The organism is Providencia sp. PROV156 (assembly GCF_028480905.1).
GTDB lineage: Bacteria > Pseudomonadota > Gammaproteobacteria > Enterobacterales > Enterobacteriaceae > Providencia > Providencia hangzhouensis.
This window is the reverse complement of record NZ_JAMPPE010000002.1, coordinates 148304-163663: the sequence shown is the minus strand read 5'-3', so window position 1 is coordinate 163663 and position 15360 is coordinate 148304. Positions and strand designations below refer to the sequence as shown.

Below are 15360 nucleotides of genomic sequence, written 5' to 3'. Positions count from 1 at the left end.
CCCCTTCTTGGTTCAAAAAAGCCAAAAAGGGGAATCGAGATAATTAATTTAATCCCAGTTTAAAATCACTTTACCAGATTGGCCTGAACGCATGATATCAAAGCCTTTTTGGAACTCATCGATAGGGAACTGATGGGTAATAATCGGCGATAAATCTAGTCCTGATTGCACCAAGGTAGCCATTTTATACCATGTTTCAAACATCTCTCGACCGTAAATTCCCTTAATAAACAGTCCCTTGAATATTACTTGACTCCAATCTGTTGCCATCGAAGCAGGAGGAATTCCTAATAGTGCAATTCTGCCACCGTGGTTCATGGTGTCTAACATGGTCTGAAAAGCTGCTGGTGAACCAGAAACTTCCAGTGCAACATCAAAACCTTCTTTCATCCCCAACTCATTCATCACGTCTTTTAAATTTTCACGACTGACGTTCACTGCACGGGAAACACCCATTTTTTTCGCCAATTCAAGTCGATAGTCATTCACATCCGTGATAACAACATGGCGGGCCCCCACATGTCGGCACACTGCAGCCGCCATGATACCTATAGGGCCAGCACCTGAAACCAGCACATCTTCCCCCACTAAATCAAAGGAAAGAGCCGTATGAACTGCGTTGCCAAATGGGTCAAAAATAGCCGCTATTTCATCAGGGATATTATCGGGAATTTTAAAAGCATTAAATGCAGGGATCACCAGATATTCAGCAAAACACCCTTCTCGGTTAACCCCCACCCCAATCGTATTGCGGCAAAGATGAGTACGGCCACCACGGCAGTTTCGGCAGTGGCCGCAAGTAATATGCCCTTCCCCTGACACTCGGTCACCAATTTTAAAGCCTTTGACTTCCTGCCCAATCGCAACAATTTCCCCTATATATTCATGACCGACAACCATTGGGACAGGAATGGTTTTCTGCGACCATTCATCCCAGTTATAGATATGTACATCCGTACCGCAAATCGCAGTTTTACGAATTTTGATCATCACATCATTGTGCCCGAGTTCCGGTTTCGGAACATCTGTCATCCATATACCTGGTTCAGCTTTCAGTTTGGACAGTGCTTTCATAAAAGACCTTTTATTTGATTATTTTTAGTTTTCTACCAATGCGGGTGAATGCTTCAACAGCGTGTAAAATATCCTCCTCACTATGTGCTGCAGACATCTGAGTACGAATACGTGCCTGGCCTTGCGGTACAACAGGGTAGAAAAAGCCCGTGACATAAATACCTTCATCGAGTAGCTCTTTCGCAAAAATTTGGGCGAGTTTGGCATCACCTAACATAACAGGGATGATGGCGTGGTCAGCGCCAGCAAGGGTAAAACCCGCTGTGGTCATTTTTTCTCTAAATAACACGGCATTACGCCATAATTTTTCACGTAATGAATGGCCTTCTTTCATCATATCAATCACTTTGATAGATGCGGCAACAATCGCAGGAGCGAGGGAATTCGAAAACAAATAAGGGCGAGAACGCTGACGCAGCCATTCAACTACCTCTTTTTTCGCTGCCGTATAACCACCAGATGCGCCGCCAAGGGCTTTACCTAATGTCCCCGTGATAATATCGATACGCCCCATCACATCGCAATACTCATGGCTACCACGACCATTTTCCCCAACAAAACCAACAGCATGTGAGTCATCCACCATCACCAATGCTTGGTATTCATCCGCAAGGTCACAAATGGATTTTAAATCAGCGATAACGCCATCCATTGAGAACACGCCATCTGTGGCAATTAAAATATGGCGAGCTCCTGCTGTTTTGGCTTCCTCTAAGCGTACTTTTAATTCCACCATATTATTATTGCTGTAGCGGTAGCGTTTAGCCTTGCTTAACCTAACCCCATCAATAATGGATGCATGATTTAATGCATCTGAAATAATCGCATCTTCCGGCCCTAACAAGGTTTCAAATAGCCCACCATTTGCATCAAAACAGGATGAATAGAGAATCGCATCTTCCATGCCCAGAAAATCTGCCAATTTGCGCTCTAAAACTTTGTGGCTGTCTTGCGTTCCACAAATAAAGCGTACAGACGCCATACCAAAACCATGGCTATCCATTCCCTGTTTAGCGGCTTCGATGAGCGCGGGATGGTTAGCAAGACCAAGGTAATTATTTGCACAGAAATTAATAACCCGCTGGCCACCTACAATTTCAATGTCAGCATCTTGTGAAGTCGTAATAATGCGTTCATTTTTAAATAACCCATCGGCTTCAATTTGTACCAATTGTTCTTGAATCTGCTGATAAAATCTTTCTGACATGATTTTTTCCTGTATAGAGACTATTAATAGAGTTTAATAATAGTCTCTATACATGGCGATATTCACAGCACAAATAAGTCAAGTTTGTAGCCAAGATCACGATATTTACCTTGTTCTCATTTAAGTGTCAGCTCAATTCTCTTCTATCAATGCTACCGTCTGCGCCAAGAGATGTTATTATAGTCACCAATTACGATTCTATTTTCTTAACCCATTTGAGGTATACCCAATGATCATAGTCACTGGTGGAGCTGGTTTTATTGGCAGCAATATTATTAAAGCCCTAAACGCAATCGGCCGTACAGATATCTTAGTCGTTGATAATCTGAAAGACGGCACTAAATTCGCTAACCTTGTTGACCTTGATATTGCGGATTATGCAGATAAAGAAGATTTTATTGGCAGCATCATTGCGGGTGATGATTTCGGTGATGTCGATGCGGTATTCCATGAAGGCGCTTGCTCGTCAACCACTGAATGGGATGGTAAATATATGATGGACAATAACTACCAGTATTCCAAAGAGTTACTGCACTATTGTCTAGACCGTGAAATCCCGTTCTTATACGCTTCTTCCGCAGCAACTTATGGCGGCCGCAGTGATAACTTTATTGAAGAACGCCAATTCGAAAAACCATTGAATGTCTATGGTTACTCAAAATTCCAATTTGACCAATATGTGCGTGAAATTTTGCCAGAAGCGGACTCACAAGTCTGTGGTTTCCGCTATTTCAATGTCTATGGGCCAAATGAAGACCATAAAGGCAGCATGGCAAGCGTTGCTTATCACTTAAATAAACAAATTAATGAAGGGCAAAACCCAAAACTGTTCGAAGGTAGCGATACTTTCCGTCGTGACTTTATTTATGTAGGTGATGTGGCTGCGGTCAATTTATGGTTCTGGGAAAATAATGTTTCCGGTATTTTTAACTGTGGTACAGGACGTGCAGAATCTTTCCAAGCTGTTGCTGATGCTGTCACTGAATTCCACAAAGATAAAAATGTGGCCATCGAATACATTGAGTTCCCTGAAAAATTAAAAGGTCGTTACCAAAGCTTCACACAAGCTGACCTCACTAAGCTACGTGCCGCTGGCTATACTGCACCATTTAAAACGGTTGCAGAAGGTGTCACCGAATATATGCACTTGCTCAATAAAGACGCGTAACGCTTATTTCTGAAAAATCATTTATGAAAATATTGGTGATCGGCCCTTCATGGGTAGGGGATATGATGATGTCACAAAGCCTTTATCGCACGATCAAGGCTTTACATCCCCATGCACAGATTGACGTGATGGCGCCACAATGGTGCCGTCCTTTACTCGCCAAAATGCCTGAAGTTAGCGAAGCCATTCCTATGCCTTTTGGGCATGGTACACTGGAAATTGGTGAACGTCGTCGATTAGGCCAAAGTTTACAGGCAAATGGCTATGACCAAGCGATTGTGTTACCCAATTCCTTAAAGTCTGCACTTGTGCCTTTCTTCGCAAAAATCCCCAAAAGAACGGGATGGCGTGGTGAAATGCGCTATGGTCTACTCAATGATATTCGCCCACTCAATAAAGACGCTTTTCCTTTAATGGTGCAGCGGTATGTTGCGCTTGCTTATGATAAGCAAACTATTCGATCAGCTGCTGATATTCCGACACCCATTTTACCGCCTAAACTGGTGACTATACCGCAAGAAGTCGCTGAGACTCTGCAAATCTTTGAGGTTGATGGTTCTCTCCCTGTTATTGGTTTTTGCCCAGGCGCAGAATTTGGGCCCGCCAAACGTTGGCCCCACTACCACTACGCTTCTCTTGCTCAAACACTCATTAGCCAAAAAGGCTATCAAGTGTTGCTATTTGGTTCACAAAAAGACCACGAAGCGGGTGAAGCCATTCGTTTAGAGCTGACCGATGATGCTAAATTGCATTGCCATAATTTTTCAGGGAAAACATCTTTAGAACAAGCTGTTAATCTAATCGATGCCTGTACTGCAGTTGTCAGTAATGACTCTGGTTTGATGCATGTCGCGGCAGCGCTAGGTAAACCTCTTGTCGCCTTATATGGCCCAAGTAGCCCTGACTTTACACCGCCATTATCAGATAAAGCAGAAGTGATCCGCCTAATTACGGGGTACCACAAAGTGCGTAAAGGTGACGGTGAAAGTGGTTATCACCAAAGTTTGATTGATATCCAACCCCAATTAGTTATCGATGCGTTAGCTCGGTTAAATATAGGTATTGAATGATGAGAGTATTATTAGTCAAGACATCTTCAATGGGAGATGTTTTACACTCATTACCTGCGCTGACCGATGCACAACAAGCCATACCCGATATCCAGTTCGATTGGGTCGTTGAAGAAGGCTTTGCACAAATTCCAACATGGCATAGTGCCGTTAACCAAGTGATCCCTGTGGCCATTCGTCGCTGGCGTAAAAATTGGTTTTCTGCACCGATCAGAGCCGAACGTGCAGAATTTCGCAAGAAATTACAAGCAACACATTATGACGCAATCATTGATGCGCAAGGGTTATTGAAGAGTGCCTTTCTTGTCACCCGCTTAGCTCATGGCGATAAACATGGCTATGACCGCCATAGTATTCGCGAACCATTAGCCAGCTTCTTTTATGACCATCGTTACGCAATTAGTAAGCAACAACATGCCGTGGAACGTATTCGCCAGTTATTTGCCAAAAGTCTTGGTTACGCCTGCCCAACACAGCAAGGGGATTACGCAATTGCTCGCCACTTTTTGCAGTCAACAGAAGAGCATCAAAGCCCTTATGTCATTTTCCTGCACTCAACCACCCGTGATGATAAGCACTGGCCTGAAGAAAATTGGCGAGAGCTCATCGGGCTAATGGCGGGGGCTGGTATCAAAATCAAATTACCGTGGGGAGCACCTCATGAGCAACAGCGCGCAGAGCGATTAGCAAAAGACTTTGATTTTGTAGAGGTTTTACCTAAACTTACTTTAGCCGAAGTTGCACAGCAAATTGCTAATGCTAAAGCCGTGGTTTCTGTCGATACTGGGCTTAGCCATTTAACCGCCGCGCTTGATAAACCCAATTTTACCCTGTTTGGCCCCACTGACCCCGGCTTGATTGGGGGATATGGGCAAGGGCAGCATACGATTAAATCTCCGAGCAACCATATCGAGGATATAAGTGCTACATACACTTATGAACAGTTGAAACATTTTCTATAGAAAGGTATCTTAGCTACTCAAATCTTTTACCGCATTATTTACGTAGGTAAGCTTCTAGTCTACTCAATACCAGACATTAATTATAATGAATAATTCAATTACAATCATAACGGCATTTTTTGACATCGGTAGAGGAAATTGGAATGCCAAAAGTGGTCGCTCCGATAGACTAGAAAGAACAGCAGATACTTATTTTGAGCACTTTCAACGATTAGCTAAACTTGATAATAAAATTATTGTTTTTACTTCCCCAGATTTAGAAGATAAAGTCCTTAAACTTCGAGAGGGTAAACCTACCCATATAATTACCATTAATCTACATCAAAAATTTAAATTTATAATAAAAAAAATATCTTCTATTCAGCATAGTGATTCATTTAAAAGCCTTATAAAGGTAGAGCAATTACAAAATCCTGAATATTGGTCTGCCGAATATGTATTGATTAACAACTTGAAACCTTATTTTATCCATAAAGCAATTAAGTCCGGACTCGCAGGTCAGGAACTCATTGCATGGGTCGATTTTGGCTATATCCGTAGAGAAAAAACACGATATGGGCTGGTTAGATGGGCTCATCCATTTGATCGTAATAAAGTTCATCTTTTTTCTATTAAAAAAGACTTGGATTTACAAAATGAACAAGCTGTGATGGAGAAGGTTATCAATAATGAAACCTATATTATTGGTGGCGTTATTGTTGCGACTAAAGAAAAGTGGACTGAATTTTATCAGCTTGTTTTTCAAATTCAGAAAAAATTAATACAATCTGGTGTCATTGATGATGACCAAGGCGTATTTTTAATTTGTGCTAGTCAAAAACCTAGTTTATTTAAATTAAACTATCTCGGCTATATGGAATGGTTTAAAGTATTTAGATTATTCAATAAAGGCTCAAAAGTTAATTACTTAACACGCCTAGGGATTTTACTGAGAAGAATTAAATAATAAAATGTTATTTAATTAAAAAACGCCTTGAATACAAGGCGTTTTTTCTTATTTCTCTGGCGCAATAAACCCAAAGCACATGGTTTCAGGTTCTGCATCTGGCTCAGAACGATAAATCACATCTTCTTTTTCTATCGTAAACTGTGGCCAGAACTTACGAACCTTAGCGAAGTTTTCATGGGCGCAATCATCGTATTTTTTACCCAGTAATAAAGCACCATGTTGGCGAATTTCAGCTTCCGTAATCTCACGGTTATACACATTTGGTGGCATATGCTTTTCCATAGACCAAGGCTGAATGACGTGTGGCCTATCCTTGCCATAAATAATAAACCATTGGTACTGATTATCTTCACCACCGACATATTTTACAGGTGTGTTATAACGTTCATACCAACGCTGTTCCCCATCTGCAATTAACGTTTTAACACCAATAAATTTTTGCCCCGCTCCACGAATATTCGCAGCCTGAACGGTAATATAACCAACTACCACTAAAACACCAAAAATTGCAAAACCCACTAATGACTTCTTAAACGGTTTTCTTGGCATTTCTATTATTGAGCCAACAAATAGCGGTGCGCTGATAGCCATAAATGGCTGCAGCCATTCAGTTATTCGACCACCATCGTGGAAAGAGAACCAGCCATATATCACCACTAATGGAAATAAAATAATGAAGTTAGCCATGCGGTTAGTCAACGCTTTAGGCCACCCTAGCTTTCCACCACAGCTATAAACGACAATCGCCGCAATCACTAATGGGTAAAACACGCTTAGTGCCGCTTGTGTGGTGTGAAGATTAAACCCAGGGTCGATTTGTGAATCCACCCATTTGAAAGCCGAAAAGTCCGTTGCCATCAACCAAAAGAAATTTGGCAATACCAAAGCAAACCACAATGCAATCGCAAGGTAAAAAACAGGATGACGGTAACTTTGGCGAACCTGTTTCACAAATATAGTTAACAAGAAAACAGACCCAACTAGCGCCAATGTTGAATATTTTCCCATTGTTGCAAGGCCTGCAAATAAGGCAAACGGTAACCACCATGCAGGGTTATCATCAACCGCACGTAAAAAGAAATAAATAACCCAAGGCCATAATGTCACTAAAATATAGTTATCATTATAAGGAATGATATCGAAATTAATGACACCTGATAAATTCAACATTAGCATTGCAAACCAAGCGAAATCGCGACGCCCAGTTAAACGGAAGGCTAGTTTCCATACCCCAAGTAAACCAAATGCAATACCCACAAAGTGGCTAAAATACCAATAAAAGCTATAGGGGATATCGAGGTAAATTGCAGGCCACATCATTACGCCAACAAACCATGGGTTTTTAGGTGATCCCCACTCCCCATTCATTCCCCAATTCACTGCTTCTACTGTGTCATAAGGTACGGTAGGGTCGAAATAAAAACTCGCTAAGATCCAAGCTATGGCATAGCTTATGACCCATACATAAACATATTTATTTGAAATTGATTGATTAATGGCTGGCATATAGTCTTAGAAAGATAAGCAAAAGTTCCAACATTCCATTTGGATACTACTCTAATAGTAATAAACCAAATCGAATGACTCTATAATAAACGAGGCAGTGTACTATAGTTTAAATGCAATACTAGGATGTGCCAGAAAATATTCACAATCTATTGTTGTAATGTTCAAGTTAATATTCAAAAAAAGACATTACTTGGCATTATTGCTCTCGCGGAGGCAAATAGGGTTGCAATAGTTTTAATAATCTTTGAAGGGCACCTTGGTTCTCATGAAGAACTTCGGCGGCATGACGTCCATAATATAACCGGTAATCTTCATCAGAAAGCAAACTCGTCACGGCTTGAGCCATCGATTCACTATCTGTCACCGTAATTAAGCCATCTGCTTGAGTCAGTTTTCCGCAAATATCTTTAAAATTAAATGTGTGAGGCCCCATTAACACGGGTAGCGCATGGGCTGCTGCTTCGAGTGGGTTATGCCCCCCAGTTTCGACCAAGCTTCCCCCAACAAAGGCAATATCCGCAATTCCATATAGCAACATCAATTCGCCCATGGTATCGCCAATCACCACTTGGACATCTGCAGTAGGGATCGTATTGGCACTACGACGAATAAACGTTAAACCGGCTTTTTGTGTTAGTTCTTCTGCTTTGGCAAAACGTTCAGGGTGGCGTGGTACTAAAATTAATAATAAATCAGGAAATCGTTTTAATAACTGTTGATGTGTTTCTAAAACAATGGCTTCTTCACCCTCATGAGTGCTGGTCGCTATCCAAACTGGGCGATGTGCTGCCCATTGGCGGCGTAATGTTATTGCCCTGACAGCTAATTCAGGCGTTACAGAGATATCAAACTTCAGGCTCCCTGTTACACTCAATTGCATCCGCCGCAACCCTAATTGAACGAAACGTTCACCATCTTCCTGATGTTGTGCTGCGACCATAGTGACATTACGTAGCATACGTTTCACAAAGCTACCGAGTTTTTGATACCCCGCAGCAGAGCGCTCAGAAAGTCTCGCATTTGCAATAACCAATGGAATTTTACGTTTATGCAATTGGTTAATCATATTTGGCCATAACTCAGTTTCCATAATGATCACAAGTTTTGGGTCGACTTGTTTTAGGAAACGGCGCATAGAACCAGGGAGGTCATAAGGTAAATAGACATGGTCGACATCATCGCCAAATGCAGAAAGAACACGCTCTGAGCCAGTTGGCGTCATCGTTGTTACTGTAATTGGTAGAGATGGATAGTGATGACGAAGTGCACGAACTAGTGGAACGGCTGCAAGAGTTTCCCCGACAGAAACTGAATGTAATAAAATGCCTTGAGGTTTTACTTTTCCTGCACAAAAGCCGTAACGTTCGCCCCAACGTTTACGATACGCAGGCGCTTTACGGCTGCGCAGCAATAGGCGAACCCATATAAATGGCTGGATAAGATAAAGAAGTACCTGATATAAACGCAGCAATAACATTCGATCTGATTCACTTACCAAAATTGGCGCTATCTTACCATAAAGCTCAGATAAAAGTGTGCAGAATATGCACCTAAAAATAGCAGTAAAATCTTATCTACAGTTGCAACCATGCTAGATAGCCGATAATGTTAGCGCTTATTCATGCTATTTTTTCGAATAGAAAATACAAACAACGAGATACTATCGCCATGAAACATAAGGCTATTTACCCTGGTACGTTTGACCCTGTGACATCAGGACATGTTGATATTGTTACCCGAGCAGCAGCAATGTTTGACCATGTCTTGTTGGCTATTGCAAATAGCCAACGAAAAAACCCGATGTTTTCCCTTGATGAGCGCGTTGCCCTTGCTAAAGAGGTGACTTCTCACCTTGATAATGTTGAAGTTGTTGGGTTTTCTGAATTGATGGCTAATTTTGCACAAAAAAATGGCGCTAATATTCTTATTCGTGGCGTTCGTTCTGTGGCTGATTTCGAATACGAGTGGCAATTAGCGAATATGAACCGCCATTTTGTTCCTGACTTGGAAACCGTATTTTTATTACCATCGCAAAGTTTGTCCTTTGTTTCTTCTTCTTTAATCAAAGATGTTGCCCTTCACGATGGTGATATTTCGTCTTTCCTACCCCCAGTGGTTGCTGAGGCAATGTTAAAGAAACTCAATAAAAAATAGCAAAAGCGCACTATTTTTGACACTGCGGACAAAAGAAAGTACTGCGTTGCCCCTGTTTAATGCTTTCTATTGGCGTACCACACATTGAGCAGGGTTCCCCCTTTTTCCCATAGACAAACAATTCTTGGGCAAAGTAACCCGGCTTACCATCCGACTGTAAAAAATCTTTTAGTGTCGTGCCGCCTTGCTCAATGGAGCGTTGTAACACCTTTTTGATCTGTTGCACGAGTTCAGTAATTTCAGCCAATGTTAATGTATTAGTGATTTTTTCAGGTGATATTTTCGTCGCAAATAATGCTTCATTGGCATAAATATTACCCACACCAACAACCACTTTGTTATCCATTAACCACGGCTTAACGGCCACTTTTTTCTTTTGCGCTAATTCATAAAGATATTGGGGATTAAAGGCATCTGATAATGGCTCAGGTCCTAAGTGTGCAAGTACCGAACTGTTTTCTAAATCATCACACCAGAGCCATGCGCCAAAACGACGAGGATCCGTATAGCGCAGCACTTTGCCATCTCGCATAACTAAATCTACATGGTCATGTTTTTCTTCAGGTAATTCTTCGGTCAAAATACGCACACTACCAGACATCCCCAAATGAACAATAATCCAACCTGTTTGCAATTCAATCAGTAGATATTTGGCCCGACGTTGGACACTCAGAACCGCTTCATCTGATAAGCTTTTAATTTGTTCACTGACCGGCCAACGTAATCGACTGTTGCGTACAACTGCGTAAGAGATTGTATTACCGACTAAATGTGGCTCTATTCCACGGCGACTGGTTTCAACTTCTGGTAGTTCTGGCATATATAAACTCACATTTCTTGCTTAGGGATACCATTTTGCAATCACCCTCATGAGCTCATCTTTAACAATTTCCCAAGTGAAATTATCATAAGCATGTTTTTTGGCATGATAGGCTATTTCTTGACTATTTGGGTGATTTAACGCGCTAGTAATATCCTCCGCCATACTTAAAGTCGAAAGCGGCTCCCTGAAAATAAACCCAGTTTCATTATGGGAAATAAACTCTACCATTGCTCCTCGCTGGCTCGCTATCACTGGGCGACCCGAAGCCATCGCCTCTAATGCGACCATGCAAAATGGCTCTGGGGCGATGGAAGGTACAGCAATCACATCTGCAAGAGAATAATAGTGTCGGATTTTTTCAGGGTGAACACCACCTAAGAAAATACATTGTTCAGCCAAATTTTTTGCATAATCTTTTACTTCGTCTTGATATTGCGCTAGTTCACCTTTTAACGCGGCATTAGGATCACCCACAATAACGAGCTTATAACGAGGGTCTTCTTTAAAGAAAGTCTCGCACGCCTGCATTAATTCAAGTAATCCTTTATCTCTAGCGATCCGGCCAGCGAATAAAACTATTTTATCTTCTGCTGTTAGCCCAAAATCCTCACGCTTGACCTCAGGTGGCTGAGCATAAATTTCACCATCAAACCCATTACGGACCACTTCAATAAGCGCATTTGGTAAACGTTCTCTGTACCAATTTTTCATAAAATGGCTTGGCACAATGATTTTTATGTCTTCAGGGACATCTTTAGGCTCGTACAAATTATGCATGTGTAACACAACATTATTATGTCCTTCTTTCTTAATTATTTTTTTGAAGGATTTAATATGATTGTGAACAAAAATAACACTTTCATTCGGGTTTGGCGAAAATTGATGTTTAATTTTGACAATTCTATCTGCATAAGAATATGGGTCTAATCTTGTCCATTTCTTAAATAGCCTTGTATACACTTTTCCAAACTTAATACGCTCAATTTCACAATGCTCATTAACAACAGAATGGGCACTATATCCATCATTTCGTATACAAACGATTCGGTTTTCAATGTCTAATCGTTTAGCGACATTGTACATCCACGATTCGATTGCTGCTGCACTTTTAGGCGGTATAGAAAATATAGGAGAAACTGTTAAGACAATTTTATTAATCATCATATTACTTTCTTTTTTTTGTGTATTTTTCAAGCAAGTAGTAAATCCCTGACAAAATACCTGATAAATAAGCACCTCGCTTTAATAGGTGCTTATATTCTTTTTTCCTTTCAACAAATTTAGTGGCATGTTTTAAATCATCCTTTGTCCAAGGTGATTGTGCTAATGCTTTATAAAAAGGCTGAGAAGAAGGATAATTCGCCCATGTGTGCCAAGGTTTACTCACCCCTGTGTAATGAATTAAAACCGTTTCGGGTGTAATAATGGTTTGGTATTTTTGATGTGTTCGGTCATACAGTTCATTTTTTAAGGTATAAACTGTATTAAACTTTTTATTAAGCAGTATCAGGTCATTTCTTAAAATAAGGTTTAGTACATCTTGATCAGGGTATTTAAACCGTTGTTTCGCATTTTCTGCAGATAATAACTCAAAACATTGCTGAGTAACTCGTTTCTCGTGCCATTTCTTTAAATTCACAAACATAACACCCGAGTTAAAATAGGTTTCTGCTAACTGTGGTGTGTGTAGTCGCGCTTCACTTTTTGTTCTTACACCGATGTCATCAGCAATAACACCACAAACTTTGTCTTCAATTAAATTAGCTGCCAAATCTAATTGGCCATTACAGATAACATCCGCATCTAAATATAAGGCAACATCATAATCTTTCGAAAGATAATCTAAAGCAACTAACCGAAAGTACATCGCTGAGGACCAAACATCAGAAGCCGGTAATGTTTTTAATAATTGATTATCCAACTCATAAACATGAAATTCAGCTGAAAACTGATGAGAAATAGCCTTCAATTTCTCTAAAAAGCTAGGGCTGACTTTATCTAAAAAATAATGAAATCTGAAGAACGTATTTGGGTTATTAATAAGTAAAGAGACCGCTGAAACACCCGCACCAAACTGATAGTTTTCATCCGAACCATAAATAACATCAAGACATGGTAATGAGGTATTACTAGCATTAGCCCCCTCATTTAACAGATATTTATTTATTATCAGGTTATTCATGGCACACTCTCTTCTGCTTGGTTGAACTATGCCCCATCATGGCGATTAAAAACCCCAAAAGAATACCTAAGGGTTTAAGGTCGACTTGTTCAAACATCCCACGAACCAGATAAAAGCCAATAAGACTTAACATCAATGCAATGAAGGCAAAGTAAATTTCCGGTTCATCAGACCTATTTTTAATCCCTTGCATTGAGGAATAGCACATTGACAAAAATACCGCACTAAATATCGCCAACCCTACAATACCCGCACCAAACCAAATATAAAGCCAAATATTATGGGGCCCAATAGACTGCTTAAATGTCCATTTCGGATGATTTTTTACAACACTATTGTACTTTTCATGATAGATTTTATCGCCAAAACCATATCCGATAACTGGATTTTCCAGTATAAGCTCAAAAGCGGTTCCTTGGGTTCCATTCGTATAACGGTGAGTGCTATCTGTCTGCTCTAGCTTATAAAACAGTTTTTTACTTGTATCGGGATAAATTAGTTTAATTGAAATAAGTGAAATTATCGAAAGGCATAATACAACCCCAATTAGCTTCCAAGGACGTTTAAAACACAAAAATAATAACCCCGCGGCTGCAACTGCAACCCATGCCCCACGAGCTAGCGTTCCAAGTAAAACAAACAGAAATACAATACTTAAAATATAGAAATAAATAAGTTTAGATTTAGGTAATAAATACCAAAGAATAGGAAGTATTGGAAAGAAGAAAACTAACGCATCCGAAACATGCCTAAAATCATAAGTAGTAAACGGCAAGATACCCTGCTGATAAGCTATATAGTAGCGGTATAACTCAACAAGTAAAACTAAGGCTAACGATGCAGTAAAACTCGTTAATAATAGTTTTGAAATATCTTTTAGGCTTTCTCTATATAAAATAATCGGCAATAAAAGAGATAGACTTAGTATTCCATAATTTAATAAATTATTGTTGAGGGTCTTAATCGACACACTTGGTATGTCCGAATAAACTACTGATATATAAAGAAAGATAGAAAAAGCACCAACCAAGTATAATAGCTTATCATTTAATTTTTCCAACACTTTTTTTGTATCTAAAGATAGATAAACCAAAGATGTCGCTATCATCAAATAGAACAGAATATGCTTATATCTCGTTACATTTTCCACAAAAAAAAGAACAACAAAAATTAGTACCAAAGTCTTGTTATACTTTGAGAGAATACTTTCATTTCTTTCTAAAAAAGACATAACTTACCCAATTATTATTTAATTTAGTTTAACCCAGAAATACTGAAGATTATTTTTTATCCCAGAGAAAACCTTTCCTTGGTTAAACATATGCTTCGCACAATAACGCAAATGATTACTGCTTTTAGCCTTCAGTAACGGAATATCTTTCCAAGGCGATGCGTCCTTTGCACTAATAAAGGGGTGAGCTGTTGGATAATTCGCCCACTGATGCCAAGGCTTAGTTGGGCCAATATAATGAATCAATACCGTTTCAGGCGTGATTGGGTTTTCTTTTTTGCCTTTTTGCAACTCATAATTGATGCTGTATTGAGTGTTATATTTGCCATCAAGGTAAATGACTTTCCCTGTTAATAGCATATTTAAAATGTCTTGGTCTAAATAGGATAATTTTGCTTTCACAGCATCTTGGGAAAGTAAATCCATTGCTTTAGTTGAGATATCTAATTTTGACCAATTCACTAAATTTAAAACTAAAAACCCTGCATTAAAATACCCCGAAGCAATACTTGGGACTCCTAAAGCATCCGCTCTTTTTTGCCACCAATTGCGATCCCTTTCAGGCACAACAGCAGCGATTTCATCATCTTTAAATTGAATATTTAGCAATGGCTGCAGCGTTCCTTGGCACATAATATCTGCATCCATATAGATCATTCTATTTAACTGGTTTGAAAAGTAGTCCGCAATAATAAACCTAAAATAAGTTGCATATGACCAATTTTTGGTACTTGGAAGCGATTTAAGCTGCTCACAGTCAACTAAATAAACTTTAATACTCGTCTTATATTGCTCAGCGAGCTGTTTAAATAATTTATTTTGCTCATCATCAAAATAGTCAGTAAATACATGAAATGAAAAAGAGATATCAGGATTGGTTTTCAATAAAGAAGCAATCGAGATCCCACAACCATATAGAAAATTACGGTCAATCCCATAGGAAATATGTAAGCTATCATTATTAACAATCGCATCAGATGACGATAAATCAATTTGTTGTGTAACCGCATTTTCTTTATTGAAGAACATTT

Annotated in this window: 14 protein-coding genes; 5 read left to right on the top strand and 9 right to left on the bottom strand. The window is 39.7% G+C overall.

Annotated features, from left to right (window positions below; genetic code table 11):
- Positions 1–48: 48 nt before the first annotated feature.
- The gene (gene tdh / locus PSF31_RS01940) at positions 49–1074 is read right to left on the bottom strand and encodes an L-threonine 3-dehydrogenase (protein WP_096863625.1); all 1026 of its coding nucleotides are present in this window, start codon (positions 1072–1074) and stop codon (positions 49–51) included.
- 10 nt (positions 1075–1084) lie between these two features.
- Positions 1085–2281: a glycine C-acetyltransferase gene (locus PSF31_RS01935; RefSeq protein WP_094962924.1), complete on the bottom strand. Its 1197-nt coding sequence runs from the start codon at positions 2279–2281 to the stop codon at positions 1085–1087.
- 229 nt (positions 2282–2510) lie between these two features.
- Here PSF31_RS01935 and rfaD point away from each other — a divergent pair, with 229 nt between their 5' ends.
- The 4 genes from rfaD to yibB all read left to right on the top strand — a co-directional run bounded on the left by rfaD (position 2511) and on the right by yibB (position 6427).
- Complete coding sequence (rfaD, locus tag PSF31_RS01930) at positions 2511–3449, top strand: ADP-glyceromanno-heptose 6-epimerase (RefSeq protein WP_004265152.1); 939 nt, start codon at positions 2511–2513, stop codon at positions 3447–3449.
- A 23-nt stretch (positions 3450–3472) separates the two neighbouring features.
- Complete coding sequence (gene rfaF / locus PSF31_RS01925; protein WP_096863626.1) at positions 3473–4519, top strand: ADP-heptose--LPS heptosyltransferase RfaF; 1047 nt, start codon at positions 3473–3475, stop codon at positions 4517–4519.
- On the top strand, positions 4519–5481 hold the full coding sequence (gene rfaC / locus PSF31_RS01920; RefSeq protein ID WP_096863627.1) for a lipopolysaccharide heptosyltransferase RfaC: 963 nt from the start codon (positions 4519–4521) through the stop codon (positions 5479–5481). The genes rfaF and rfaC overlap by 1 nt, the downstream gene beginning before the upstream one ends.
- A gap of 85 nt (positions 5482–5566) precedes the next feature.
- A complete protein-coding gene (yibB, locus tag PSF31_RS01915) occupies positions 5567–6427 on the top strand; it encodes a protein YibB (RefSeq protein ID WP_096863628.1) in 861 nt (286 codons plus the stop codon).
- Positions 6428–6475: 48 nt separating this feature from the next.
- Here yibB and PSF31_RS01910 read toward each other — a convergent pair whose 3' ends face one another.
- Both PSF31_RS01910 and waaA read right to left on the bottom strand, forming a co-directional pair.
- The gene (locus PSF31_RS01910; protein ID WP_096863629.1) at positions 6476–7936 is read right to left on the bottom strand and encodes a glycosyltransferase family 39 protein; all 1461 of its coding nucleotides are present in this window, start codon (positions 7934–7936) and stop codon (positions 6476–6478) included.
- A gap of 199 nt (positions 7937–8135) precedes the next feature.
- Positions 8136–9416, bottom strand: a complete 1281-nt coding sequence (gene waaA, locus PSF31_RS01905; protein WP_096863630.1) for a lipid IV(A) 3-deoxy-D-manno-octulosonic acid transferase — start codon at positions 9414–9416, stop codon at positions 8136–8138.
- A 191-nt stretch (positions 9417–9607) separates the two neighbouring features.
- Between waaA and coaD the strand changes: the two genes are divergently transcribed.
- Positions 9608–10093, top strand: a complete 486-nt coding sequence (gene coaD / locus PSF31_RS01900) for a pantetheine-phosphate adenylyltransferase (protein ID WP_036959128.1) — start codon at positions 9608–9610, stop codon at positions 10091–10093.
- Between the two features lie 10 nt (positions 10094–10103).
- Here coaD and mutM read toward each other — a convergent pair whose 3' ends face one another.
- The 5 genes from mutM to waaO are packed head-to-tail and all read right to left on the bottom strand — an operon-like array spanning position 10104 to position 15358.
- Positions 10104–10913, bottom strand: coding sequence for a bifunctional DNA-formamidopyrimidine glycosylase/DNA-(apurinic or apyrimidinic site) lyase (mutM, locus tag PSF31_RS01895; RefSeq protein WP_004265140.1), 810 nt, complete (start codon positions 10911–10913; stop codon positions 10104–10106).
- Positions 10914–10934: 21 nt separating this feature from the next.
- On the bottom strand, positions 10935–12080 hold the full coding sequence (locus tag PSF31_RS01890; protein ID WP_232062926.1) for a glycosyltransferase: 1146 nt from the start codon (positions 12078–12080) through the stop codon (positions 10935–10937).
- Position 12081: 1 nt separating this feature from the next.
- Positions 12082–13098 carry a glycosyltransferase family 8 protein gene (locus PSF31_RS01885; protein ID WP_164561277.1) on the bottom strand — a complete coding sequence of 339 codons (1017 nt, stop codon included), beginning with the start codon at positions 13096–13098 and terminating at the stop codon, positions 12082–12084.
- Positions 13091–14329, bottom strand: coding sequence for an O-antigen ligase RfaL (gene rfaL, locus PSF31_RS01880; protein ID WP_096863631.1), 1239 nt, complete (start codon positions 14327–14329; stop codon positions 13091–13093). The genes PSF31_RS01885 and rfaL overlap by 8 nt, the downstream gene beginning before the upstream one ends.
- A gap of 18 nt (positions 14330–14347) precedes the next feature.
- Positions 14348–15358 (bottom strand): lipopolysaccharide 3-alpha-galactosyltransferase, encoded by a 1011-nt coding sequence (gene waaO / locus PSF31_RS01875; RefSeq protein ID WP_096863632.1) that lies wholly within the window; start codon positions 15356–15358, stop codon positions 14348–14350.
- Positions 15359–15360 lie beyond the last annotated feature (2 nt).

Excerpts from the sequence above, each read along its gene's own strand:
- tdh (WP_096863625.1), bottom strand. The coding sequence starts at position 1,074 with ATGAAAGCACTGTCCAAACTGAAAGCTGAACCAGGTATATGGATGACA.
- PSF31_RS01935 (WP_094962924.1), bottom strand. The coding sequence starts at position 2,281 with ATGTCAGAAAGATTTTATCAGCAGATTCAAGAACAATTGGTACAAATT.
- rfaD (WP_004265152.1), top strand. The coding sequence starts at position 2,511 with ATGATCATAGTCACTGGTGGAGCTGGTTTTATTGGCAGCAATATTATT.
- rfaF (WP_096863626.1), top strand. The coding sequence starts at position 3,473 with ATGAAAATATTGGTGATCGGCCCTTCATGGGTAGGGGATATGATGATG.
- rfaC (WP_096863627.1), top strand. The coding sequence starts at position 4,519 with ATGAGAGTATTATTAGTCAAGACATCTTCAATGGGAGATGTTTTACAC.
- yibB (WP_096863628.1), top strand. The coding sequence starts at position 5,567 with ATGAATAATTCAATTACAATCATAACGGCATTTTTTGACATCGGTAGA.
- PSF31_RS01910 (WP_096863629.1), bottom strand. The coding sequence starts at position 7,936 with ATGCCAGCCATTAATCAATCAATTTCAAATAAATATGTTTATGTATGG.
- waaA (WP_096863630.1), bottom strand. The coding sequence starts at position 9,416 with ATGTTATTGCTGCGTTTATATCAGGTACTTCTTTATCTTATCCAGCCA.
- coaD (WP_036959128.1), top strand. The coding sequence starts at position 9,608 with ATGAAACATAAGGCTATTTACCCTGGTACGTTTGACCCTGTGACATCA.
- mutM (WP_004265140.1), bottom strand. The coding sequence starts at position 10,913 with ATGCCAGAACTACCAGAAGTTGAAACCAGTCGCCGTGGAATAGAGCCA.
- PSF31_RS01890 (WP_232062926.1), bottom strand. The coding sequence starts at position 12,080 with ATGATGATTAATAAAATTGTCTTAACAGTTTCTCCTATATTTTCTATA.
- PSF31_RS01885 (WP_164561277.1), bottom strand. The coding sequence starts at position 13,098 with ATGAATAACCTGATAATAAATAAATATCTGTTAAATGAGGGGGCTAAT.
- rfaL (WP_096863631.1), bottom strand. The coding sequence starts at position 14,329 with ATGTCTTTTTTAGAAAGAAATGAAAGTATTCTCTCAAAGTATAACAAG.
- waaO (WP_096863632.1), bottom strand. The coding sequence starts at position 15,358 with ATGTTCTTCAATAAAGAAAATGCGGTTACACAACAAATTGATTTATCG.